20 protein-coding genes and 1 tRNA gene are annotated in these 23,045 nt (G+C 72.3%); 7 read left to right on the forward strand and 14 right to left on the reverse strand.

The window, feature by feature from the left end:
- The first annotated feature begins 52 nt into the window (after nucleotides 1-52).
- Nucleotides 53-829 carry a PAS domain-containing protein gene (locus AB0F40_RS04095; protein WP_357464477.1) on the forward strand — a complete coding sequence of 259 codons (777 nt, stop codon included), beginning with the start codon at nucleotides 53-55 and terminating at the stop codon, nucleotides 827-829.
- Nucleotides 830-920: 91 nt separating this feature from the next.
- On the opposite strand, the gene AB0F40_RS04100 is transcribed toward AB0F40_RS04095, so the two are convergent.
- The 4 genes from AB0F40_RS04100 to AB0F40_RS04115 are packed head-to-tail and all read right to left on the reverse strand — an operon-like array spanning nucleotide 921 to nucleotide 4,771.
- Nucleotides 921-1,673: a succinate dehydrogenase/fumarate reductase iron-sulfur subunit gene (locus AB0F40_RS04100; protein ID WP_357464479.1), complete on the reverse strand. Its 753-nt coding sequence runs from the start codon at nucleotides 1,671-1,673 to the stop codon at nucleotides 921-923.
- Nucleotides 1,670-3,637, reverse strand: coding sequence for a fumarate reductase/succinate dehydrogenase flavoprotein subunit (locus AB0F40_RS04105; RefSeq protein WP_357464481.1), 1,968 nt, complete (start codon nucleotides 3,635-3,637; stop codon nucleotides 1,670-1,672). Before AB0F40_RS04105 ends, AB0F40_RS04100 begins: the two co-directional genes overlap by 4 nt.
- Before the next feature lie 25 nt (nucleotides 3,638-3,662).
- Nucleotides 3,663-4,487: a hypothetical protein gene (locus tag AB0F40_RS04110; RefSeq protein ID WP_357464483.1), complete on the reverse strand. Its 825-nt coding sequence runs from the start codon at nucleotides 4,485-4,487 to the stop codon at nucleotides 3,663-3,665.
- Nucleotides 4,484-4,771 (reverse strand): hypothetical protein, encoded by a 288-nt coding sequence (locus AB0F40_RS04115; RefSeq protein ID WP_357464485.1) that lies wholly within the window; start codon nucleotides 4,769-4,771, stop codon nucleotides 4,484-4,486. The genes AB0F40_RS04110 and AB0F40_RS04115 overlap by 4 nt, the downstream gene beginning before the upstream one ends.
- A 157-nt stretch (nucleotides 4,772-4,928) precedes the next feature.
- Between AB0F40_RS04115 and AB0F40_RS04120 the strand changes: the two genes are divergently transcribed.
- Nucleotides 4,929-5,123 carry a hypothetical protein gene (locus tag AB0F40_RS04120; RefSeq protein ID WP_357464487.1) on the forward strand — a complete coding sequence of 65 codons (195 nt, stop codon included), beginning with the start codon at nucleotides 4,929-4,931 and terminating at the stop codon, nucleotides 5,121-5,123.
- 5 nt (nucleotides 5,124-5,128) lie between these two features.
- On the opposite strand, the gene AB0F40_RS04125 is transcribed toward AB0F40_RS04120, so the two are convergent.
- From AB0F40_RS04125 to AB0F40_RS04150, 6 genes are all read right to left on the reverse strand, one after another.
- Nucleotides 5,129-6,361: an MFS transporter gene (locus AB0F40_RS04125; protein WP_357464489.1), complete on the reverse strand. Its 1,233-nt coding sequence runs from the start codon at nucleotides 6,359-6,361 to the stop codon at nucleotides 5,129-5,131.
- A 61-nt stretch (nucleotides 6,362-6,422) separates the two neighbouring features.
- A complete protein-coding gene (locus tag AB0F40_RS04130; protein WP_357464491.1) occupies nucleotides 6,423-7,298 on the reverse strand; it encodes an oxygenase MpaB family protein in 876 nt (291 codons plus the stop codon).
- Nucleotides 7,299-7,328: 30 nt separating this feature from the next.
- Entirely contained in the window at nucleotides 7,329-8,207 is an 879-nt protein-coding gene (locus AB0F40_RS04135) for a formate/nitrite transporter family protein (protein ID WP_357464493.1), read from the reverse strand.
- A gap of 98 nt (nucleotides 8,208-8,305) precedes the next feature.
- Nucleotides 8,306-11,002 carry a pyruvate, phosphate dikinase gene (gene ppdK / locus AB0F40_RS04140; RefSeq protein ID WP_357464495.1) on the reverse strand — a complete coding sequence of 899 codons (2,697 nt, stop codon included), beginning with the start codon at nucleotides 11,000-11,002 and terminating at the stop codon, nucleotides 8,306-8,308.
- A gap of 84 nt (nucleotides 11,003-11,086) precedes the next feature.
- The gene (locus AB0F40_RS04145; RefSeq protein WP_357464497.1) at nucleotides 11,087-12,022 is read right to left on the reverse strand and encodes a Ppx/GppA family phosphatase; all 936 of its coding nucleotides are present in this window, start codon (nucleotides 12,020-12,022) and stop codon (nucleotides 11,087-11,089) included.
- A 10-nt stretch (nucleotides 12,023-12,032) separates the two neighbouring features.
- On the reverse strand, nucleotides 12,033-13,550 hold the full coding sequence (locus AB0F40_RS04150; RefSeq protein WP_357464691.1) for a DUF222 domain-containing protein: 1,518 nt from the start codon (nucleotides 13,548-13,550) through the stop codon (nucleotides 12,033-12,035).
- Between the two features lie 276 nt (nucleotides 13,551-13,826).
- Between AB0F40_RS04150 and AB0F40_RS04155 the strand changes: the two genes are divergently transcribed.
- A complete protein-coding gene (locus tag AB0F40_RS04155; RefSeq protein ID WP_357464499.1) occupies nucleotides 13,827-14,660 on the forward strand; it encodes a serine protease in 834 nt (277 codons plus the stop codon).
- Between the two features lie 45 nt (nucleotides 14,661-14,705).
- On the opposite strand, the gene AB0F40_RS04160 is transcribed toward AB0F40_RS04155, so the two are convergent.
- Complete coding sequence (locus AB0F40_RS04160; RefSeq protein ID WP_357464501.1) at nucleotides 14,706-16,493, reverse strand: ABC transporter ATP-binding protein; 1,788 nt, start codon at nucleotides 16,491-16,493, stop codon at nucleotides 14,706-14,708.
- A gap of 123 nt (nucleotides 16,494-16,616) precedes the next feature.
- On the opposite strand from AB0F40_RS04160, the gene AB0F40_RS04165 reads away from it, so the two are divergent.
- Nucleotides 16,617-17,177, forward strand: coding sequence for a helix-turn-helix domain-containing protein (locus AB0F40_RS04165; RefSeq protein ID WP_357464503.1), 561 nt, complete (start codon nucleotides 16,617-16,619; stop codon nucleotides 17,175-17,177).
- Between the two features lie 18 nt (nucleotides 17,178-17,195).
- Here the strand turns inward: AB0F40_RS04165 and AB0F40_RS04170 are convergent, their stop codons facing one another.
- Together AB0F40_RS04170 and AB0F40_RS04175 are read right to left on the reverse strand one after the other, a co-directional pair.
- Nucleotides 17,196-18,296, reverse strand: coding sequence for a Gfo/Idh/MocA family oxidoreductase (locus AB0F40_RS04170; RefSeq protein ID WP_357464505.1), 1,101 nt, complete (start codon nucleotides 18,294-18,296; stop codon nucleotides 17,196-17,198).
- A complete protein-coding gene (locus AB0F40_RS04175) occupies nucleotides 18,281-18,988 on the reverse strand; it encodes a ThuA domain-containing protein (protein WP_357464507.1) in 708 nt (235 codons plus the stop codon). The genes AB0F40_RS04170 and AB0F40_RS04175 overlap by 16 nt, the downstream gene beginning before the upstream one ends.
- Nucleotides 18,989-19,120: 132 nt before the next feature.
- Between AB0F40_RS04175 and AB0F40_RS04180 the strand changes: the two genes are divergently transcribed.
- Complete coding sequence (locus AB0F40_RS04180; protein ID WP_357464509.1) at nucleotides 19,121-20,146, forward strand: substrate-binding domain-containing protein; 1,026 nt, start codon at nucleotides 19,121-19,123, stop codon at nucleotides 20,144-20,146.
- A gap of 3 nt (nucleotides 20,147-20,149) precedes the next feature.
- On the opposite strand, the gene AB0F40_RS04185 is transcribed toward AB0F40_RS04180, so the two are convergent.
- The gene (locus tag AB0F40_RS04185) at nucleotides 20,150-21,865 is read right to left on the reverse strand and encodes an acyltransferase (RefSeq protein ID WP_357464511.1); all 1,716 of its coding nucleotides are present in this window, start codon (nucleotides 21,863-21,865) and stop codon (nucleotides 20,150-20,152) included.
- A gap of 131 nt (nucleotides 21,866-21,996) precedes the next feature.
- Between AB0F40_RS04185 and AB0F40_RS04190 the strand changes: the two genes are divergently transcribed.
- Nucleotides 21,997-22,070 (forward strand) — tRNA-Pro (locus AB0F40_RS04190).
- A gap of 216 nt (nucleotides 22,071-22,286) precedes the next feature.
- Complete coding sequence (locus AB0F40_RS04195) at nucleotides 22,287-23,045, forward strand: ABC transporter ATP-binding protein (RefSeq protein ID WP_357464513.1); 759 nt, start codon at nucleotides 22,287-22,289, stop codon at nucleotides 23,043-23,045.

Below are 23,045 nucleotides of genomic sequence, written 5' to 3' on the forward strand. Positions count from 1 at the left end.
ATCTCGGGGTCATGAAGCGGCTCCAGGTCCGAATCGGATCTGGGAGGTCTACATGTCATCCTTCACACAGCCCCAGCCGACCCTCGTGGACGACGCAGGAGGCGAGCTCGCCCCTCCCTCGCCCGGCTTCTCGGCAGGCGACCTGTCCCGCGCCCTCGGCCTGGGGACCAACCTTCTCGTCGGCCGCTACAGCGTCGAGCTCGCCTCGGGGACCTGGTGGTGGTCCGACGAGGTCTACACGATGCACGGGTGGCGGCGCGACGAGGTGGAGCCGGGCCTGGAGGCGCTCCGCTCGCGCAAGCACCCCGACGACCGGAGCCGGGTGGTCCGGGCCGCCGGCGAGGCCCTGCGCCTCGGCCGTCCGTTCGCCTGCGCGCACCGGATCGTGGACCGGAAGGGCAGGACCCGTTCGGTCGTCGTGACCGGCCAGGGTTCGCAGGGACCACCTGGCCGCTCGCCCGAGCTGGTCGGCTACGTCGTCGACGTGACGCCGGTGCAGAAGGAAGCGCTGGCCCGCCGGTCCGACGGCGTGGTGAACCGCGCCTTCGTCAGCCAGGCCATGATCGAGCAGGTCAAGGGCGTGATCGTCGCGGTGCGCGGCGTGGACGAGGCCGCGGCCACGGACGCTCTCGTCGCCGCGGCCAAGGGGGCCGGCGTCTCCTTGCGGCTGGCGGCCGACCAGGTGATGGCAGCGCTGCGGGCCAGTGAGCACGGCGCCGCCGTCACGCACGACATGCTGGACAGTGCCCTGGAGGCGGTCCAGCCCGTCGGCCGGCCGCGGAGCCACGACCCGCTGCTGACCCGGCGGCCCCGCAAGCTGCAGAGCTGAACCGGTCTCACGCTCCCCCAGCAGAGACCGTCCACAGCGCAGACCGTCCTCGGCCCCGGCGCTCCCCTCGCGGGGGGCGGCGGGGCCGGCCTCAGCCCCGGCGGCGCGAGATCGTCCGGCCCAGCCAGACCAGCGGGTCGTAGCGTCGGTCCGCCACGCGTTCCTTCATCGGGATGAGCGCGTTGTCGGTGATCTTGATGCCCTCCGGGCACACGTCGGTGCAGCACTTCGTGATGTTGCACTGGCCGAGCCCGTGCTCCTCCTGCGCCGCGGGCACCCGGTCGGCGACGTCGAGCGGGTGCATCTCCAGCTCGGCGATCCGCATCAGGAAGCGCGGCCCGGCGAACGACTCCTTGTTCTCCTCGTGGTCGCGCACCACGTGGCAGGTGTCCTGGCAGAGGTAGCACTCGATGCATTTGCGGAACTCCTGCGAGCGCCCGACGTCGGCCTGCGCCATGCGGTACTCCCCCGGCGCCAGGTCGGCGGGCGGGGTGAACGACGGGATCTCGCGGGCCTTCGCGTAGTTGAACGACACGTCCGTCACGAGGTCGCGGATCACCGGGAACGTGCGCATCGGCGTCACGGTGACGACGTCGCCGGGCTGGAACACCGACATCCGCGTCATGCACAGCAGGCGCGGCTTCCCGTTGATCTCCGCCGAGCACGACCCGCACTTGCCCGCCTTGCAGTTCCACCGCACCGCGAGGTCCGGCGCCTGGGTGGCCTGCAGCCGGTGGAGGACGTCGAGCACCACCTCGCCCTCGTTGACCTCGACCTCGAAGTCCGTCAGCGCTCCGCCGTCGGTGTCGCCGCGCCAGATCCGGAACGTGCCCGTGTAGCTCATGCGGTCCCTCCCTCTGGTGCCGGCTGATTCCCGGGGTGCGCCGCCAGCTCGCTCGGCGTGTAGTACTTCTCGAGCTCCGCGAGGTCGAACAGCGCGAGCAGGTCCTCGCGCATCGCGACCCGTTCGGCCGGTTCGACGACGATCGGCGGCAGCACCGGGTCTTCATGCTCACCGTCGCGGGCGAGGTGCGTGACGAGGACCCGGTGGCGCCATTCCGGGTTCAGCCCGGGGTGGTCCTCGCGGGTGTGCCCGCCGCGGCTCTCGGTGCGCAGCAGGGCCGACGACGCCACGGCCTCGCTCACCACGAGCATGTTCCGGAGGTCCAGCGCGAGGTGCCAGCCGGGGTTGTACTGCCGGTGGCCCTCGACGAAGACCTGCCGCACCCGTGCGCGCAGCTCGCCGAGGCGCACCTGCGCCTCCCGCACCTCCGACTCCGTCCGGATGATGCCGACCAGGTCGTTCATCATCCGCTGCAGCTCGGCGTGCAGCGTGTAGGGGTTCTCGCCGCCACTGGCCGACGGCGGGTCGAACGGCGCGAGCGTCAGCTGCGCCGCAGCATCGACGTCCGCCGGCTGGACGACGGGACGGCCGGGCAGACCGGCCACGTAGTCGGCGGCGCCGAGGCCCGCGCGCCGGCCGAACACCAGCAGGTCGGACAGCGAGTTGCCGCCGAGCCGGTTGGAGCCGTGCATCCCGCCGGCGCACTCCCCCGCAGCGAACAGCCCCGGCACGCGGGACTGCCCGGTGTCCGGGTCGACGCGGATACCGCCCATCACGTAGTGGCACGTGGGGCCGACCTCCATCGGCTCGGCGGTGATGTCGACGTCGGCCAGCTCCTTGAACTGGTGGTACATCGACGGCAGGCGCCGCTTGATCTCCTCAGGCTTCATGCGGCTCGCGATGTCGAGGTAGACGCCGCCGTGCGGCGAGCCGCGTCCCTCCTTGACCTCGGTGTTGATCGCCCGGGCCACCTCGTCGCGGGGCAGGAGGTCGGGCGTGCGGCGGTTGTTCTCCTGGTCGTCGTACCAGCGGTCCGCCTCGTCCTCGGACTGGGCGTACTGCCCCTTGAACACGTCCGGGACGTAGTCGAACATGAAGCGCTTGCCGTCCGAGTTCTTGAGCACACCGCCGTCACCCCGCACGCCCTCGGTCACGAGAATGCCCTTGACGCTGGGCGGCCACACCATGCCCGTGGGGTGGAACTGGACGAACTCCATGTCGATGAGCTCCGCGCCGGCACGCAGCGCCAGGGCGTGGCCGTCGCCCGTGTACTCCCAGGAGTTCGACGTCACCTGGAAGGACTTGCCGATCCCGCCGGTGGCCAGCACCACGGCGGGCGCCGAGAACAGCACCAGCCGGCCTGACTCCCGCCAGTACCCGAGCGCTCCGGCGACGGCTCCGGGCCGGTCCGGGTCGTCCGCGGGGCCGGTCAGCAGCTCCGTGACCGTGCACTCGGCGAACACGCGCAGCCGGGCCTCGTAGTCGCCGGTCTCGGCGTGGTCGTCCTGCTGCAGCGCGACGATGCGCTGCTGCATGGTGCGGAGCAGCTCGAGCCCGGTCCGGTCGCCGACGTGCGCCAGGCGCGGGTACGTGTGCCCGCCGAAGTGCCGCTGGCTGATCCGCCCGTCGCTCGTGCGGTCGAACAGCGCGCCGTACGTCTCCAGCTCCCAGACGCGGTCGGGCGCCTCCTTGGCGTGCAGCTCCGCCATCCGCCAGTTGTTCAGGAACTTGCCCCCGCGCATGGTGTCGCGGAAGTGCACCTGCCAGGAGTCGTTGTCGTTGACGTTGCCCATCGCCGCGGCGCACCCGCCCTCGGCCATCACCGTGTGCGCCTTGCCGAACAGCGACTTGCAGACGATCGCGACCCGCAGACCACGCTCACGCGCCTCGATCGCGGCGCGCAGCCCGGCACCCCCGGCTCCGATGACCAGGACGTCGTACTCGTGCCGTTCGATCTCCGTCAAGGCCGGGCTCTCTTTCCGCTGGGCGTCATCCGACCAGGCGCAGGTCGGTGATGGTTCCGCTGGCGACGAGCGCCACGTACAGGTCGGTCAGGATGAGGGTCGCGAGCGTGATCCACGCGAACGTCGCGTGCCGCGTGTTGAGCGCCGACACCCACGTCCAGAGGCGGTAGCGCACCGGGTGCTTCGAGAAGTGGGTGAGCCGGCCGCCCATCACGTGCCGGCACGAGTGGCACGACGCGGTGTAGCACCACAGCAGCACGACGTTCACCAGCAGCACGAGGTTGCCGACGCCCACGACGAACCCGTCGGTCGGGTGCCGGAACGCGACGACGGCGTCGTACGTGTTGATCAGCGAGATGATCACGGCGAGGTAGAAGAAGTACCGGTGGACGTTCTGCATGACGAGAGGAAAACGCGTCTCGCCCGTGTAGGTCCCGCGCGGCTCGGGCACCGCGCACGCCGCCGGCGAGAGCGCGAACGACCGGTAGTAGGCCTTGCGGTAGTAGTAGCAGGTCAGCCGGAAGAGCAGCAGGAACGGCAGCGTGAGCGCCGCGTACGGGATGAGCGGGTGGTCCGGCAGGAACATCCCGAAGTGCGACGCGCCCGGCTCCGACGCGCACCCGAGCGACACGCACGGCGAGTAGAACGGCGTCAGATATCGCTCGTCGGCGAAGAAGTACTGCTGCTGGAACGCCCGCACCGTCGCGTAGACGATGAAGATCAGCAGCCCCACGGTCGTCGCGGCGGGCGGCAGCCACCACCGGTCCGACCGCAGCGTCCGTGCCGTGATCGCTGCGCGGCCCGGGCTGTCGACACCTCGTGAGCCGGTGCTCCGGGCGGGCGCCGTCACGACCGGTCGCCGTGGTAGCCGCCGAGCCCTTCGTCGTCGGCATCGCTGAACATCGCCTCGTCCAGCGGGGTGTCCGGTACGACGACGTGCTCGGGCACGCGGCTGTTCGTCGGACGCAGTGGCTCGGCCGACGCGAGCTCCGTCGCGTCGATCTCCAGCCGCTCGAGGTCGTTCATGAGCCGGCGCACCTCCGGCCCGTCGCCGAAGGCGATGCGCACTCCGGACACGCTCTGGCGCAGCTGCTCGATCGAGCGGCGCAACATGGCAAATTCGGTGGTCGTCATTCGGCACCTCCTTTGGCGACGCCCCTCACGACGGTGTGAGGTGCGTCACGACAGACTCTGCCGTGAACGCCTCGGTTAAGCAAGGGCGACGCGCTGGCCGGGGCGGCCCCGTCGGCGTTAACCTCGCACCAGCGCACGACGTCCTGAGGGAGGGCCAGTGTCAGACGCCGACCCGGCGGACCGACCGCACACCCGGGTGCCCGTGCCCGACGGCGGGGACGCCGCCTGCTGGCTGTCCGAGGTCTGCCCCGACTGCGGCGCCCTCAACGAGGACCCCGCCGGCCCCTGCTGGCGCTGCGGCGCCGTCCGCGGGGACGAGGACGGGCACGGCGCGGAAGGCGCCGCCGGATAGAGACCTCAGGCCACGGGGCGCGGCTCCACTGGCTCGTCGACGGGGGTCGGCCGCGACCTGGCGCCCCGCGCGGCGATCGCCGCGACGACGAGCAGCGCCATGACCACGAGCATCGCCTGCCGGAGCCCCGCGTGCTCCCCGAGGAACCCGAGCAGCGGCGGCCCGACGAGGAACGCGAGATAGCCGCTGGTCGCGACGGCGCTGACCCGCTCGGCGCCGCGCTCGGGGTCGTCGCCGGCGGCCGAGATCGCCACCGGGAACCCGAGCGAGGCACCGAGCCCCCAGAGCGCGACGGCGATCCCCGCCAGGACCGGGTTGGGCGCGAAGGCGACGCCCGCGACGCCGATCGCCCCACCGACGGCGCTGACCGACAGGACGGTCGCGCGTCCGTACCGGACCACGAAGGGGCCGCCGGCGAAGCGGCCGACCGTCATAGCGAGCGCGAAGCCCGCGTAGACCAGCGAACCGCTGGTCGCGGAGACCCCGTGCCCGTCGACCATGAGCAGGGGGAGCCAGTCGTTGGCCGACCCCTCGGCGAAGGCCATCGCCAGCACGACGACGCCGATGAGCAGGAGCCGCGAGTCGCGCCACACGCTGGGACGGCGCGCGCGGGTCCGCGGACCGCCGGCGACCGGCCGGGCACGCGCCGGCCCGCGGCCGGGCACCCGGCCCGTACCGGCGGGGATACCGGGGAACGCCCACACGGCGAGCGCGGCCATGACGGCCGTCACCGCCAGCAGGTGCCAGAAGACCGGGAACTGCTGCGCCGTCAGCCCGATCCCCGCGAGCGCCCCCACCACGGTGCCGAGGCTGAAGCAGCCGTGCAGCAGCGGGAGCACGGGCCGTCGGGTGGCCGTCTCCACGGCCGCCGCCTCGATGTTGAGGCCGATCTCGCCCAGCCCGCCGCCGAGCCCGACGAGCAGGAGCCCGACGAAGACGCCCCACGCCGTCGACGCGCCGGCGCCCAGGCCGATCACCGCGATGCCGAGGACGGTGAGCACGGCGCCCACCACGATCACGGGCCGGGCACCGTGGCGGCGGACGAAAGCACCCGCCGACAGGACGCCGGCCATCGACCCGACCGACAGCCCGAAGAGGATCAGGCCCATCCCGGCCGTCGACGCGTCCACGGCGTCCCGCACCGCGGGCGTGCGGGTCACCCAGGAGGACAGGCCGATCCCGGTCAGGAGCGTCAGGGCGAACAGGGACAGTCGGACACGGCGGTACGGGTCGGCCATGGGGGTGATCGTACGCAGGGAATGTACGACCGTACACATCTGCGCCGGAACGATTCGACCGCTAGTACCTGCGGCCCTGTCCCGTGACGGAGTCCATCCCCCAGCGCACGGCCCGGATGGCGACTCCCCCGGCCGGTCCGCCGCAGTTCCGGCTGAACCACGTGTCGACGTCGAGCTGCGCACGAGCCCACGGGGGCAGCAGCGCCACGGCTCCCGCCGCGAGCAGCCGGTAGGGCGCCCGCACCGGCCGGGGAAGCGGCGGCTCGCGCAGCAGGAAGCGTGCGGTGTCGACGGCGGCCGGGGTGACCTCGAGCTCGCCCCGGTACGACTCGATGCACTCGGCCAGCTCGGCGACCGACTCCGGGACCTGCTCGGCGCCGAGCGCGCGGGCCACGCGCCCGGACTGGGCGACGTACTGGTCCGCCTCGTCCGGATCGAGCGGCCGGACGCCGTAGCGCTGGTGGGCGGCAAGGAACGAGTCGGCCTCTGCGACGTGCACCCACGTGAGCAGGTGCGGGTCGCTCGCGCGGTACGGGCGACCGTCAGGCGCCTTGCCCCGCACCCTGGCGTGGACGGTGCGCACCCGGTCCACCATCTCCTCGGCGTGCTCCGCCGTCGCGAACGTCGTGTAGGCGAGGAACGTGGACGTGCGGGCGAGACGGCCCCACGGGTCGCCGCGGTAGCCGGAGTGGCCGGCCACACCCGCCATCGCGAGCGGGTGCAGCGACTGCAGGAGCAGCGCCCGCAGCCCGCCGACGAAGGTCGCCGAGTCGCCGTGGACCCGCTGGATCGGGCTGTCGGGCGGGAACCAGCGGGGTCCGGGCGTGCGGTGGATCCGGTCGCGGGCCTCGTACCCGCCCGGACCCGCGACCCGCTGGAAGAGCGCGTCACCCACCCGGGCACGCAGACGCTCGACGGGGTTGGAGACAACCGGCATACCGCCAGTATCCGCCCGGCGGCGACGGACTCAGACCAGCTCGCGCTCCCGGTCCGCCGTCGGCTCGCTGACCACGGGTTCCGCGACAGCTCCGGCCACGGCGGGGCGCCGGCTCGGCGCCGTCCGGGCGTGCGTGGCGTACATGACGAGCCCGACGAAGGTGAGCCCGCCCACGAGGTTGCCGATCACCGTCGGGATCTCGTTCCAGACCAGGTAGTCCACGACCGTGAAGTCGGCACCGAGCAGGAGGCCGGACGGGAACAGGAACATGTTCACGATCGAGTGCTCGAACCCCATGTAGAAGAACAGCATGACCGGCATCCACATCGCGACCACTTTGCCGGTCACGCTGGTCGAGACCATCGCGAAGACCACGCCGGTGGACACCATCCAGTTGCACAGCACGCCGCGGACGAACAGCGTCAGCATGCCGGCGGCGCCGTGGTCGGCATAACCGACGGTGCGCCCCTCGCCGATCACGCCGATCGCCTGGCCCACCTCGCTGGGCTCGGTCGAGAAGCCGTAGGTGAAGTAGACGGCCATCAGGACGGCCACCATGATCGCGCCGGCCAGGTTGCCCACGAACACCAGGCCCCAGTTGCGCAGCACCGCGCCGACGGTGACCCCCGGCCGCTTGGCCAGCCACGCCAGCGGCGCGAGCGTGAAGACGCCGGTGAGCAGGTCGAACCCGAGCAGGTAGAGCATGACGAACCCCACGGGGAACAGGACGGCGCCGAGCAGCGGCTCGCCCGTCCGGGTCGAGACCGTGACCGCGAACGCCGCGGCGATCGTGAGCAGTGCCGCGCCCATGAAGGCGCGGATCAGCGTGTCCCTCGCCGAGAGGTGCACCTTCGCCTCACCGGCGTCGATCATGCGGGTCACAAGGTCTGCTGGCTGCACATGGGTCATGACGGGAGACTCGCGAAGGCGGGTTTCGTGCCGCGAGCCGCGGAGTTACGTTCGCGGCGCTTTTTCCTCACCACCGGCTGCCCGACGCCGAGAGCGGGCTAGACGGTGGCGTCGTCGCCGACGGTCACGGCCGCCCGGCCGGCCTCGAGCCGCGCGACCGGGATCCGAAAGGGTGAGCACGACACGTCGTCGAGGCCCACCTGGTGGAAGAAGTGGATCGACTCGGGGTCTCCCCCGTGCTCACCGCACACCCCGCAGTGCAGGTCCGGACGCGCCGACCGGCCGCTCTCGACACCGGCGCGGACGAGCGCCCCGACGCCGTCGGCGTCGAGCGTCTCGAACGGCGAGACCGTCAGCACCCCGTTGTCGAGATAGGCCGGGAAGAAGCTGCCTTCGACGTCGTCCCGCGAGAATCCCCACGTCGTCTGCGTCAGGTCGTTGGTCCCGAACGAGAAGAAGTCCGCCTGGGTCGCGATGCGCTGCGCGGTGAGCGCGGCACGCGGCAGCTCGATCATGCACCCGATCGGCATCCTGAGCCGCTCGCCGCTGCCCGCGGCGACCTCCGCGAGCACCCTCTCCGTCTCGACCCGCACGAGCTGCATCTCCCGCGCCGAGCCGACGAGCGGCACCATGATCTCGGGGCGCGGGTCACGTCCTGCGCGGCGCAGCTCGACCGTCGCCTCGGCGATCGCGCGCACCTGCACCGCGAACAGGCCGGGAACCGTCAGCCCGAGCCGGACCCCGCGCAGCCCCAGCATCGGGTTCTGCTCGTGCGTGCGGCGTACGGCCGCGAGCAGCCGCACGTCGTGCTCGTCGACCTGCCCACGCTGCTCCGCCAGGGCGACCCGCACCGACAGCTCCGTGAGGTTGGGCAGGAACTCGTGCAGCGGCGGGTCGAGGAGCCGGATCGTCGTGGGCAGGCCGTCCATGGCCTCGAGCAGGTCGGTGAAGTCCGCGCGCTGCAGCGGCAGCAGGGCGGCGAGGGCGGCCTGCCGTTCGTCCTCACCCCCGGCGAGGACGACCTGCTCGACGTGGCGGCGACGCTCACCGAGGAACTGGTGCTCGGTGCGGCACAGCCCGATGCCCTCGGCGCCGCGGGCCCGGGCACGGCGCGCGTCGTCGGCGGTGTCGGCATTGGCACGCACCCGCAGGCGACGCACGGAGTCGGCGTGGGTCAGCAGGCGGTGCACGGCGTGCACGAGCTCGCGCACGCCGTCGTCGGCGGCGGACCGCAGGCCGGCGTCGAGCCCCTCCGCGACGTACCGCAGGACCGGGGAGTCGACGACGGGCACCTCACCGCGGAACACCTCGCCCGTCGTACCGTCGAGCGCGATGACGTCGCCCGGTCGCAGCACGGCGTCGTCGACACGCACCTCGTCGACGTCGAGCGCCTCCGCCCCGACCACCGCGCACCTCCCCATCCCGCGCGCGACGACGGCGGCGTGCGACGTCTTGCCGCCGCGAGCGGTGAGGATCCCGGCGGCGGAGATCATCCCGACCAGGTCGTCCGCGTTGGTCTCCCGCCGCACGAGGATGGCCTGCGCGCCCGCCTGGGTGCGTTCGATCGCCTGTGCGTTGTCCAGGACGATCTCGCCGACGGCCGCCCCGGGCGAGGCACCCAGGCCTCGGGTGAGCAGCGGCGCGCCGGCGGTACGGTCGAACTGCGGGAACAGGAGCCGCCCGAGCTGCTCCCCGGTGACGCGCGCGAGCGCCTCGTCGAGGGTGATGAGGTGTTCGTCGACGAGCTGCACGGCGACGCGGAACGCCGCACCCGCCGTGCGCTTGCCCACCCTGGTCTGCAGGAGCCACAGCCGGCCCCGCTCGATCGTGAACTCGATGTCGCACAGGTCGCGGTAGTGGGTCTCCAGGCGCCGCATCGCCGCGAGGAGCTCGTCGTACGACGCCGGGTCCCGCGCGTGCAGGTCGTCGAGCGTGAGGGTGTTGCGGATCCCCGCCACGACGTCCTCGCCCTGGGCGTTGGGGAGGTAGTCGCCGTACGCGCCGGCGTGCCCGGACGAGGGGTCGCGCGTGAACGCCACGCCGGTTCCCGAGTCGGCACCCAGATTGCCGAACACCATCGCCATGACGTTGACCGCGGTGCCGAGGCGGTCCGGGATGCGCTCACGACGCCGGTACAGGCGGGCGCGCTCGGTGTCCCACGAGCCGAACACCGCATCGATCGCCAGGTCGAGCTGCTCGCGCGGGTCCTGCGGGAACTCCCGGCCGCACGTCGTCCGCACGATCTGCAGGTACTCGTCCACGAGCCCGCGCAGGTCGTCGGCCGTGAGGTCGACGTCGGACACGGCGCCGACCGCTGCCTTGCGGGCGTCGAGTGCCTCGCCGAACGGGCGGGGATCGATCCCGAGGACCGTGGCGCCGAACATCTGCACCAGGCGCCGGTAGGAGTCCCAGGCGAACCGCTCGTCGCCCGACATGTCCGCCAGGCCCTGTACGGAGGCGTCGGTGAGCCCCACGTTGAGGACCGTGTCCATCATGCCGGGCATCGAGACCTTGGCGCCCGAACGTACCGAGACGAGCAGCGGGTCCCGCGGTGCGCCGAGCCGGCGTCCGAGGGCGTCCTCGACCTGCCGCAACGCCGTGGTGACCTCGACGCGCAGCCCGGGCGGCAGGTGCCCGTCGCGCATGTAGGCACGGCACGCCTCGGAGCTGATCGTGAAACCCGGTGGCACGGGCAGACCGATACGCGTCATCTCGGCCAGGTTCGCGCCCTTGCCGCCCAGCAGGTCGCGCTGGTCCTTGCGCCCCTCGTCGAACCGGTACACGTACTTCGGCATCGTCGTCACCCCGCCTCGGCAGGTGCGCGTCCGTGAGCACCCTGGTCCCCACGCTAACTCGCACCGGGGGGCGCCTGCCTGCGGTCAGACGCTGATGTGCGGCATCAGGTCGAGCCGTTCGAGGATCACACCCTCGCGCAGCGCCCAGGGGCAGATCTCGAGCTCGGCCAGGTCGAAGACGTCCATGCAGGCCTCGGCGACGAGCGCACCGGGAACGATCTGGTGGGTCCTGCTCGACGAGACGCCGGGCAGCCGGGCCAGGTCGTCGGGAGCCATGCGGGTCAGCTCACCGATCTGCTCGCGGAGAGTCTCGAGCGACAGCACCCGGCGCACCAGCGGTCCGTCACCGGCCGGGGCCGCTCCGCAGATGCGCGCCAGGGAACGGAAGGTCTTGGAGGTCGCGGCCGCGCGGTCGGGCCGTCCGCCGCGCAGCAGGCTCCCGGCGTTCTGCGCGATGCCGGCGCGCAGGTCGCGGCGCAGAGCCCGGAGCGCGTCGGCGTCGGGCACGCTCCCGAAGTGGGTGCGGGCGAGTCGGGCCGCCCCGAGCGGGAGCGACCACGCGGTGTCGGGCGCCTCGTCGGCGCCGCCGGCGATCTCCAGGGAGCCACCGCCGATGTCGAACACGGCGAGCCGTCCGGCCGACCAGCCGAACCACCGGCGCACGGCCAGGAACGTCAGCCGGGCCTCGTCCTCGCCGCTGAGCACCTGGAGCCGCACCCCCGTGCGGTCGAGCACCGTCTTGAGCACCGTCTCGGAGTTCACGGCGTCGCGCACGGCGGACGTCGCGAACGCCAGCGTCTCGGCGCAGCCCCGCTCCTCGGCGACCCGCAGGGCCTGTGCGGTGAACTCCACGAGGGCCTCTACCCCCGCCTCGCCGACGGCGCCCTGGTCGTCCAGGTGCTCGGCGAGCCGCAGCGGCTCCTTGTGGAACGACGCAGGCAGCGGCGCCGCGCCACCATGGGCATCGACGACGAGCAGGTGCCCCGTGTTGGAACCGATGTCGAGCACTCCCAGACGCATGCAGCAGACGCTACCGCGCCCAGGCAAGATCGGGCCGGGACCGCCGCTGGTACCTGGGACGGGCCGGCTGCCCGTGCCCTGGTGGGCGGTAGGCGATCGCGCCACGGGGACGCGGGGCGGTGCAGCCGATGCTGTACCGGCTGCGTGGGAGTCGTCCGGCCCCGGGACCGGACACGCCGACAGCTGGGGTCCAGGGCGGTGCCGGTTGCGCGGCACGGTCTCGAACCTCCCCTCTCACCGGGTCCGGCTCTCTGTCCGGGTCCGGCTCTCGCACCGGGTCCGGCGGTGCGGGCGCGACGAAGACGGACGTGTGCCCCGTCGGGGTGACCGTCTCCACGGCGTGCCGGCCGTCGACCTCGGTGACCCTCTGCCCCCATCCGGGCGCTTGCTTCGCGTGGTTGCAGCGGGCGCACAACCCCTGCCCGTTGTCGAAGCTGGTCCGGCCGCCCGCTGCGTGCGGCGTGACGTGGTCGATGTGCCGCACCGGCGCGTCGCACCACGACGTGCCGCAGATCCCCTGTTCCCGGGCCCGGAGCAGCGCGGCCAGGCCCTGCGGGTGGAACCGGGACGCCGACGTCGTCGCCAGCAGACGCCCACGCGGGTCGACATAGATCGCACGGAGCCACGCCGCGTCCGCATCGATCCCGTGTGCGGCCAGGCTTCGTACCACCGGAGCCGGCACGGCGCCCGCCCCTGCGGGAGCGCCCTCCAGCACGACGGCGGGCTGGTCACCGTCAGCGAGCAGAGTCCGGTCAGAGACCAGCAGGTTGATCGTGACCGGCACATCGTCCGCGTGTCCGGGCTCTCGACCGGTGACCCGCTCGATCAGGGTGTCGGCCATGATCTGCCCGGCACCACGCTCGTCACCCGTGGCCTTGGCGGCGTCGGCGTGCGCCTTGAGCTGCGCGTAGGCCTGCACCCCCTGCCGCATCGGGACCAGCGCGGTGAGGTACACCATCAGGTCGGGCGCCGGACGCACGGACACCGAACGTTCTGCCTCGGCCTTGGCGTTCCGCCGCACACACGCGTGCACGTCCAGCTGCGACGCCAGCTCCTTGATGCGAGCGACCAGCCGCTTGGTCCCCATCCGGGCCAGCTCCGCAAGACCGGCAGGCCCGCAGATCTCCTCGTCGATCCGGGCCCGGTCCTCGGCCGAGAGGTGCGCCGTCTCCCGCACCAGCAGCGTGGCGCGCCACGACGAGAGCACGCCCGTACGCAGCGCGTCGAACGTGAACGGCATCTCCGTGACCCACGCCCGGGCCGTACCGAGGAACGAGCCCGCCGCGTGCGGGCTGCATCGCATCGCAAGACCCACCTGGTTCGGCACACCGCGCCCCCGCCGCTCCGCGCGGACGCCCAGCCTGGCCTCCTCGGCCTTCGTCGCCTCCGACAGCGCGACAGCCAACCGCGCCTGGGTCGCGGTCACGGCGTCCTTCACCGCCTCCAGCTCCCCGAGCAGATCCACCCATTGCGACCGCACCTGCTTCGAGACGGACGAGGCCGTGTCGGTGCCGCCTGGCAGGATCATCCCCGCCAACAGGTCGCGGACCGCCCGGACACCGGCCACGTCGGTGGTGACGCCGTCGAACGGCACGGACGGGTCAGGCCCGTCGGCCGTTCGGGATGGCACCTCACCGCTTCGCGTCATAGCACCATCATATAGCACTGCTGTTCGATAGGCGCGCCGAAGAGACAGCTGAGTACGGACGCAGCGGGACGGGTCCCGGGACGGACTGGCTACCTTTCGGCACGGACGGCCAGACGGCCTGCTCCTCACCTCCACCCCGAAAGGATCACAGTGGACATGAAGCGAAATCGCATGATCCGCGTCGGCGCGGGCCTCGCCGCTGCGACGCTCGCGTGGACCGGACTCGCCGCCAGCGCCCAGGCGGCGACCGGTGACGACGACGTCCGCCCCCTGGTCGTCGGCGGCCAGCCCGCCGAGGAGGGTCAGTACCCCTGGCTCGTCGGGGTCGGCTCCACCGGCGACAGCACGCCGTGGGACCGGCAGTTCTGCGGCGGCTCGGTCATCACCGAGTCCGTCGTCCTCACCGCCGCGCACTGCGTCGAGGACGTGGCGGACGACCCCGAGGCGCTCGTGGTCTTCTCCGGCTCGGTCGACCTGGAGTCGGACGAGCTCGTCGAGACCGAGGTCGCGGACCTGCACATCGCCCACGACTACGGCGAGCCGGTCGACGGCGCCAACGACTGGGCGCTGCTGCTGCTCGACGAGCCGGTCGACGTCGAGCCGATCGAGGTCGGCGTGGACCCCGCCGAGTTCGAGACCCTCGAGGCCGTCGGCTGGGGCGAGACGGGCGAGGGCTTCCCGACCGTCGCGCGCTGGGTCGAGCTGCCCTTCGTCGACGACGGGGCCTGCTCCGACGCCTACCCGGGCGAGTTCGACGCCCAGACCATGCTGTGCGCGGGCGACCTCGAGAACGGCGGCGTCGACACGTGCAGTGGTGACTCCGGCGGTCCTCTGATGGCGCCGGACGACGACGGCGGCCAGATCCTGGTCGGCATCATCAGCTGGGGCGACGGTTGCGCCGTGCCCGGCAGCCCCGGCGTGTACGCCGAGGTAGCCGACTTCAACGGCTCGATGGACGACGCCATCGACGAGTGGGAGGACGGCGAGTAACGGAGACCGACGAAGGGCGCCGTCCACGGTGGACGGCGCCCTTTCTCATGAGGTGGGCGCGGCGACGTTCGTGTCAAGGCGCAGCGCGGCCACGAGCTCGCGGTAGAGCTCGTCGACCTCGAGCAGCTCCGCGTGCCGGCCGACCGCACGCACACGGCCGTGCTCGAGCAGCACGATCTGGTCGGCGTCGACGACCGTCGAGATCCGGTGCGCGATGGTCACGACCGCGCCGGTGCCCGCGACGTCCCGGATCGCCGCGGCCAGCGCCGCCTCGGTGAGGCCGTCGAGCTGCGCCGTCGCCTCGTCGAGCAGCAGGATCTCCGGCCGGGCGACCAGCGCACGCGCCACCGCCACCCGTTGCCGTTCGCCCCCGGAGAGCTGCGACGCGTTCACTTCCGTGTCCAGGCCGTCCGGCAGCACCGCCACCCGCTCGGTCAGCCGCAGGGCGTCGACGGCGGCCCGGATCTCGGCGTCGGTGGCGTCCGGCCTGGCATAGGCGAGGTTCTCCCGCAGGGTGCCTGGCACGATCGGCGTGTCCTGCTCGACGTAGGCGATCCGGGACCGGATCTCGTCGGTGCTCCAGTGCTCGTAGGGGTGCCCGTCGAGCTCGACCCGGCCGCCGACGGGGCTGAGGAACCGCAGCAGCAGCGACATGATCGTCGTCTTCCCGGCACCCGAGGGACCCACGATCGCGGTGTGGCCACGCCGCGGCACGTCGAGGCTCACGCCGTCGAGCGCCGGCGCCGCGGCGGCGTCCGCCCCGGCGTAGCGATAGGTGACGTCGTGCAGCCGCAGCACAGGCGGCTCGACGTCGACGCCGGCGGCTCCCCCACGGCCGCCGCGCGCACCCGGCCCGGCGGCGCCGTCGTCCGTCTCCAGCTCCATCTCCTCGACCTCGGCGATCCGCGCGGCGGCCGCGAGCCCGGACTGGAGCGACGTCATCGCCATCGTCAGGAGCATGACCGGCATCATCAGCTGGAACACGTACAGCAGGAACGCCACGAGCGTGCTGACGGTGATCGCCTCGGTCGAGACCCGCCAGGCCCCGACGCCGAGCAGCAGCATCACGGCCAGGTTGACCGCGACGCCGGTGATCGTCCAGGACACGTTCTCGAGCTTGACGGCACGGATGCCGCTGCGGGCCGAGGCCTCGGCGTGCTCGGAGACCCGGGCCGTCTCGCGCGACTCCGCGCGGGCGGACTTCACGGTCCGCAGCGCCCGGACGACCCCTTCGAGGCGCCCGCCGAGCGCGCCCACGTGCTCCTGCGCCTCCTGCTGCGCCCTGGACAGCCGCGGCATCAGCGCGACCACGCTGATGCCCGCGAGCACCAGGACGACGAGCGTGACGCCGAGCAGCACGACGTCCAGGTAGGCCATGAGCACTATCGCGCCGACCAGACCGATGACGCCGTTGACGAAGTTCACCACGCTGGACGTCGTCGCCTCGCGGATGAGCAGGGTGTCCGACGTGACGCGCGTGACGAGCTCGCCCGGCGGGCGGGCGGTGACCTCGGGGACCCGGGCGCGCAGCAGGTGACGGACGAGGCCGGTGCGGGCCGCGAGGATGATCCGCTCGGCCAGCGTGCCGAGCATGATGCCCTGGACCAGCCCCATGACGGTCCCGGCGACCAGCAGGACCCCGAGGATCGTGATCGGGGTGCGCAGGGAGGCGGACGCCTCGAGCCCGTCGAGCACCGCCTTGGTCACGAGCGGCGTCGCCAGCTCGGCAGCGGTCGCCACCGCACCCAGGACGAGGGCGACGATCAGCACCGCCTTGTGCGGGCGGGCGTAGGCCCAGAGGATGCCCGCCTTGTCCTTGGTGGACCGCTCCACGTCGTTGCCCCATCCACTCGGTCAGCGCGAGCCGTTCGTACACGCGCGACTCATTCTGCGACACGTCTGTCGCATGAAGCAACTGAATTGTGCCACCCAGGCCGACCGCATACCCTCGGCCTGGTGACGACCGAGCAGATCGAGCGAGGAGCGCGCGCCCGTACGCGGCAGGCCGTGCTGGACGCGGCCGCGGCGGTCTGGGCGCGTGACTTCTCGGCGTCGCTCAGCGCGATCGCCGAGCGGGCCGAGGTCAGCCGCTCGACGCTGCACCGCTACTTCACCGACCGCCAGGCCCTGGTGGATGCCCTGCTGCTCGACTCGCTGGCGCTGCTGGCGACACTGGAGGACCGCGTCACCGCGGGCGCCTCCGCGATGGACACCCTCGAGCAGCACCTGCGCACCGGCGTCGAGATCGGCGACCGCGTGATCTTCCTGTTCTCGGACCCCCACCGGTTCACCGGCAACCCGCACTGGGCAGAGGACGACGGCGACGACGGGATGCGCGCGCTCGTCGACCGCGCCCGGGCCGAGGGGACGATCGCCGAGGAGCTCCCGACGTCGTGGGCCATCGCCGTGTTCTACTCGCTGCTCTACACCGCCGCCGAGGTCAGCAACCAGGACCTGCCCCGGCACGTCGCCGCCGACCTCGCGGTCCAGTCGTTCCGGCGCAGCATGGCCCACTGAGCCCGGCGGCGCCCGGGGTCAACGAGGGACGTGCGCGGCCGGCGCGGCCGACAGCGGGACGGGCGCCGGCCGGTCGCAGGTGCTCCTCACGCTGACCGTCGTGCCGGTGTCGGCGGCGGCGAGCAGCGCGGTCATGATGTCGAGGACGTGGTACGCCACCTCGCCGTTCGCGCGCGCGGCGACGCCCGGTGGCGTGGCCGCGAGGTCGGCGACCCCGTACCCGCGGGCCGCGTCCCGGTAGCCGGCGCCGGGCGGCAGGGTCCGCCAGGTGCCGCCCAGCTCGTGCAGCTGCACGTCGCCGTCGAAACGGTTGGGATCGGGGACGACGAGCGAGCCCGCCTGGCCGTGGACCTCGATCTGCGAGGCCCGGGTGGCGACCGAGTCGAAGCTCATCACCAGGGTCGACAGCACCCCCGACGCGTGCCGGAGCACGCCGGTCACGTGCGTGTCGACATCGACCGGGATGACCTGTCCCGCCCGGTCGCCCGAGCCGATCTCCCGGGTCGCCCTCGTGTGGCTCGCGGCGCCGACCACCGACACCACCGGGCCGAGCAGGGTGACCAGCGTGGTCACGTAGTACGGGCCCATGTCGAGCAGGGGGCCGCCACCGGACCGGTAGTAGAAGTCCGGGTTGGGGTGCCAGCGCTCATGGCCCGGCGTCACCATGATCGCCGTCGCCGCGACCGGCTCACCGATCGCCCCGTCGTCGACGGCCTTCCGCGCCGTCTGGACACCCGTCCCGAGCACGGTGTCCGGCGCGCACCCCACCCGCACCCCTGCCGTACGGCCCGCCTCGAGCACGGCGCGGGCGTCGTCGAGCGTCACCGCGAGGGGCTTCTCGCCGTACACGGCCTTGCCGGCCGCGATGGCGCGCAGGGCGATCTCGGCATGGGCGGCGGGAGTCGTGAGGTTCAGCACGAGGTCGACGTCGGGGTCCGTCGTCAGCTCGTCGACCGTCTGCGCCCGCACGCCCCGCTCGGCGGCGACCGACGCCGCACGAGCCGGGTCGAGGTCGGCGACGGCGACGAGCCGTACAGCCTCCAGCCGCTCGAACGTGGCCAGGTACGCCCCGGAGATGGCCCCGAGGCCGACGATCCCCACCTTCAGCGGCTGGCCCACAGGATGCCCCTCTCGATGATCGTGCGAACGTTCTGGTCGCTGACCGTGGCCAGGTCGTGACCCGGCGTCGAGACGAAGACGCGACCCTCGCCCCACAGGCGGGTCCAGACGGCCGGGCAGGTGACGGGCCGGTGCCACGGGTCGAAGTCGCGGGCGGCGAGCGTCGTGGTCGCGAGCACGTCGTTGTAGTCGTCGGACAGCACCCAGTACTGCTCGGTCGTCAACTCGAAGTCGGTGATCCCCGCGACGATCGGGTGCGCTGCCCGCTCGGGCACGATGTCGATCGTGTGCCGCACGAAGTTGTCGGCGGCCTCGCCCGCCAGCCCGTCGGGGGCGGCCTTCGGCGGATGGCAGGCGAACTGCCCGCCGATCAGCTGGAGGTAGTCCGAGCTGCTCCGGTAGGAGTCGGCGATACCGCCATGCCACCCGGCCAGCCCCGTGCCGGCGCGCACGGCCGAGATCAGCCCGCGAAGCTCGTCACCGGCGATCGTGTTCATCGTGTTGGTCTGGATGACGACGTCGACACCGGCCATGTATTCCGGGTCCGTGTAGACGGTCGTCTCGTCCTCGACCCGGACCTCGTACCCGTGCTCGCCGAGGAAGGGGAGGAACGAGTCGGTCGTCTCGACGGGCTGATGCCCGTCCCATCCGCCGCGCACGATCAGGGCTCGCTTCGTCCTCGAAGTTGTCATCTCGTCGCTCTCCCAAAGTTGCGCAACATTCAGGCCACTGCCGCACCGCTCCCCTTTAATACAGGAGTCAACCGGTGAGAACAAGGGGCAAATAGTTGCGCAACTTTCATCGCTGGGGCTAGCGTCGCCCGTATGCCGAACTCACGTCGGACGACGCTCGCGGACGTCGCGAAGGCCGCCGGCACGACCACGCCCACCGTCTCGAAGGTCCTGAGCGGCCGGTCGGACGTCTCGACCGATACCCGCGCGCGCGTCATGCGGATCGTCGAGGAGCTCGGGTATCGCGGCCGCTCCGGCCGGGACGCGCCGTCGCGCGGGGGACGCTCCCCGTTCGTCGACCTGGTGCTCAGCGGCGTCGAGGGCACCTGGGCCAACCGCGCCCTCAGCGGCGTGGAACGCGCCGCCGAGGGCGCGGGTGTCGACATCGTCGTCTCCGTGGCGCGGCCGCCCGACGACGCCTGGCTGACGCGCCTGCTCGCGCGCCGGCTGCGGGGCGCCGTGCTCGCGCTCGTGGACACGACGAGCGACCAGCTCGCGACGCTGGCCGCGGCACAGGTACCGATCGTGCTGCTCGACCCGGTGACCCAGCCGCCGAGCACGGTCGCCAGTGTCGGTGCGGCGAACTGGGCCGGCGGGCGGGCCGCCGCCGAGCACCTCCTCTCGCTGGGGCACCGGCGCCTCTCCGTGCTCGCCGGGCGGCGCACGCATCTCTACAGCCAGGCGCGGGTCGACGGGTTCCGGTCCGCCGTCACGCAGGCCGGGCTCGAGCTTCCGGACGGCCGGGTCGCCCACACCGGCTGGCAGCGCGCGAGCGCCGCCGAGCTGGCGACGGAGCTGCTGCGGGGCACGCCGGCGCCGACGGCGGTCTTCGCCTGTTCCGACACCATGGCGCTCGGTGTGTACGACGCCGCGGCCGCCCTCGGGCTCCGCATCCCCGACGACGTGAGCGTGGTCGGCTTCGACGACCTGCCTGAGGCGCAATGGGTGAGCCCCGCGCTGACCACCGTGCGTCAGCCGATCGCCGAGATGGGCGAGGCAGCGCTGCGGATGCTGCTGCGCATCAGCGCCGAACCGCCCCGCGAGGCGCCGCGTGAGGAGCTCGCCACGACGCTCGTCGTCCGCGGGTCGACGGCGGCCGCCGAAACCGTCGCTCCCTGAGTGTCAGCGCTCGTCGGCCGGCGCCAGCCGGACCAGCGGGTCCGGGCTGTGCACCCCGCGCGGCCGGTAGCCCAGGATGTCCGACAGGCCGAGGTAGTCGGCCAGGAGCCAGACGATGGTCAGCCACATCTCGGTTCCCTGGAGGCCTGCGACGCCGTCGGGGCCCTCGCTGCGTGGCGCGAAGGCGAAGCCCTCGCCGTCCGACCAGCTCCCGAGCGCCCGCTGGAGCTGGTCGTGCGCCCACGCGCTGCCCTCGGTGCGCCGGTGCCCGGTCTGCTTGGCCGCGAGCCAGAGCGGATGGATGACGTCGAGGACGTTGCAGGCGGTGTAACCCTCCGGCGTGCTGAGGTACGGGTCGCTCGCGTGCTCCAGCACGGTGTCGACGGCCGCCTCTGGGTACGGCAGCGGTAGGCCGAACTGGGCGTACGACCCGCGGGTCAAGCGGTAGAACCCGTTCACGGCCTGCAGCCAGCGCGGTCCGGGCGCGGGCTGCGGCGCACCCCACAGGCCCGTCTCGGGGTTCGCCCGCGCGGACAGCCAGCCCAGGAGCCCGTAGACCGGGCCGACGCCGCCGTCGGCCAGGTCCGCCGAGAAGTCGGTGATGTTGAGGGCGCACGCGGTGGCGAGGGAGTCGACGGCGGCCCCGCTCCCCCACGCCTGTGCGCCCCAGTCGCGCGCTTCGAGGGACGCGATGACCTCGTGCTCGCCCAGCTCGTGCACGGCGCGCACGGGGTGCGGAAGCCGTCCGCCGAGCAGCCGGACCGCATAGCCGACGCTGAGGACGTGATAGCTCGCGCCGCCGTCCGTGGCGAGGAGGGGCTCGTCCGACGTCGATGGCAGCGCCAGGCCCTGGTCGGAGATGTCGCCTGCCGGGATGAGCCCGGTCGCCGGGTCCTGCCGGGCGGTCAGCCGCCGGATCAGGTCTGCGGCGTCGAACCCCGGTGGCGGGGTGCCGAGCAGGACGTCGGCGATCTCGACGGCGTCCGCCCAGGGGCGGATGGCCGGCTCTTGCTTCCCCGCGGACGCCGACGGGCGGTCGACGAAGCGCCCGTCCTCGTAGCAGCGGGCCAGCAGGTCGCCGGCCTGCTCCCGGGCCCGCGCTGCGAAGTCGTGGAGCTCCGCCCGGAGATCGTGGTCGCGGGCGGCCCGGGTCTCCGCGCGCCGGTCGCGGATGACGCGCGCGGGGTTGCCTGCGACGACCGCCCAGTCCGGCACGTCCTTGGTGACGACCGCGGAGGCACCGATGATGACGTGGTCGCCGACCGTGACCCCGTCCAGGATCGTGGCGTTGGATCCGATCCAGACGTCGTCACCGAGCGTGATGCCCTTGCTCCAGGTGCCCTGCTCATGGATCGGCAGATCGTTGGCCATGCGGTGGTTGAACCCGAGGATCGAGCTGTGGGCACCGATCCGGACGCCGTCGCCCATCCGGATCTCGCCACGGACCACGGCGTAGGGGTTGATCGAGCAGTCCGCGCCGATCGTCAGGTCACCCGTGACGTAGGCGAGCGCCCCGACGTAACTGCGATCGCCGATGGAGAGCTGGTCGCAGAAGACCGCCGCGTTCTGGGCGATGAAGACGCCCTCGCCGAACCTCGCCCCGTCGGCCGCCAGGTCGAGCTGACGCGCTGCCTGCGCCTCGGCCTCCGGGGACGTGGGGTCGTACTCCCAGGGAAAGTAGTCGATACGTCGGACGCCTGCGGCCGGTGAGTGGTGCACGGCGCCAAGAGTAACCGCGGGGATCTCTCCGACGTCCGCCCGTGGTCGGGCACACGGCCTGAGGTGGGGTAGTATTTCGGTCGTCCCTACGGGGTCGAAACCGGTACTTCCGAGCGTGCTCGGGAACGCCGCGGGCTGTGGCGCAGCTTGGTAGCGCACCTGACTGGGGGTCAGGGGGTCGCAGGTTCAAATCCTGTCAGCCCGACACTGTGATGCCGCACGGCATCCCCGAACAGCCGGATCCACGATTTCGTGGGTCCGGCTGTTTGTGTCTCCGCCGTAGCCGCCGAGCGAGGGGCCGAGCTCTCAGATTTGCATCGGAAGATGCAAGATCGAGAGTTGGGCCGAAGGCTCGTAGAGCGGATGCCGGCCCGTGCCTACCGTCGAGAGAGGAAGGATTCCCCTCACAGAAAGTCTCCTCATGACCTCGACCACGATTGCCGGCCCGCCGCGGCTCGACTCCGCCGTCCACCTTGTCCACCTCACCAAGACCTACCCGAACGGCCCCGAGCAGGTCGTCGCTCTTCAGGGCGTATCGCTCGCTGTCCGGCCCGGCGCCTTCACCGCGATCATGGGCCCCTCGGGTTCGGGCAAGTCGACCTTCCTCAACCTCGCGGCGGGGCTCGATACGCCCACCAGCGGCCAGGTGTTCATCGGCGACACCGACATCACCGAGCTCTCAGCAGATGCCGTCACCCGCTTTCGCCGGCGCCACATCGGCTTCGTCTTCCAGTCGTACAACCTCATCGGCCACCTCACCGTCGGCGAGAACATCCGGCTGCCGCTGCTGCTCGACGGCCGACGCCCCGATGAGCAGTGGCAGCAGGCGCTGATCGAGTCCGTCGGGCTGACGGGCATGACCGAGCGCCTGCCGAGCGAGCTGTCCGGAGGCCAGGCACAGCGCGTCGCCATCGCCCGCGCACTCATCACCCGGCCCACCGTCGTCTTCGCCGACGAGCCGACCGGCGCTCTCGACCGCCGCACGGGCGAACAGGTGCTCGACGTGCTGCGCGGAGCCGCCAAGCGCTTCGCGCAGACCCTGGTGCTCGTCACCCATGACCCGCACGTAGCAGCGACCGCAGACGAAGTGCTCTTCCTGGCAGACGGACGACTGGCCGGCGAGCTCACGGCGCCGACCACGAGCCAGATCGCCGCCCGCCTCGTCGAGCTAGGACGGTAA

Source organism: Promicromonospora sp. NPDC023987 (genome assembly GCF_040639055.1).
In the GTDB taxonomy this organism is placed as follows: Bacteria; Actinomycetota; Actinomycetes; order Actinomycetales; family Cellulomonadaceae; genus Promicromonospora.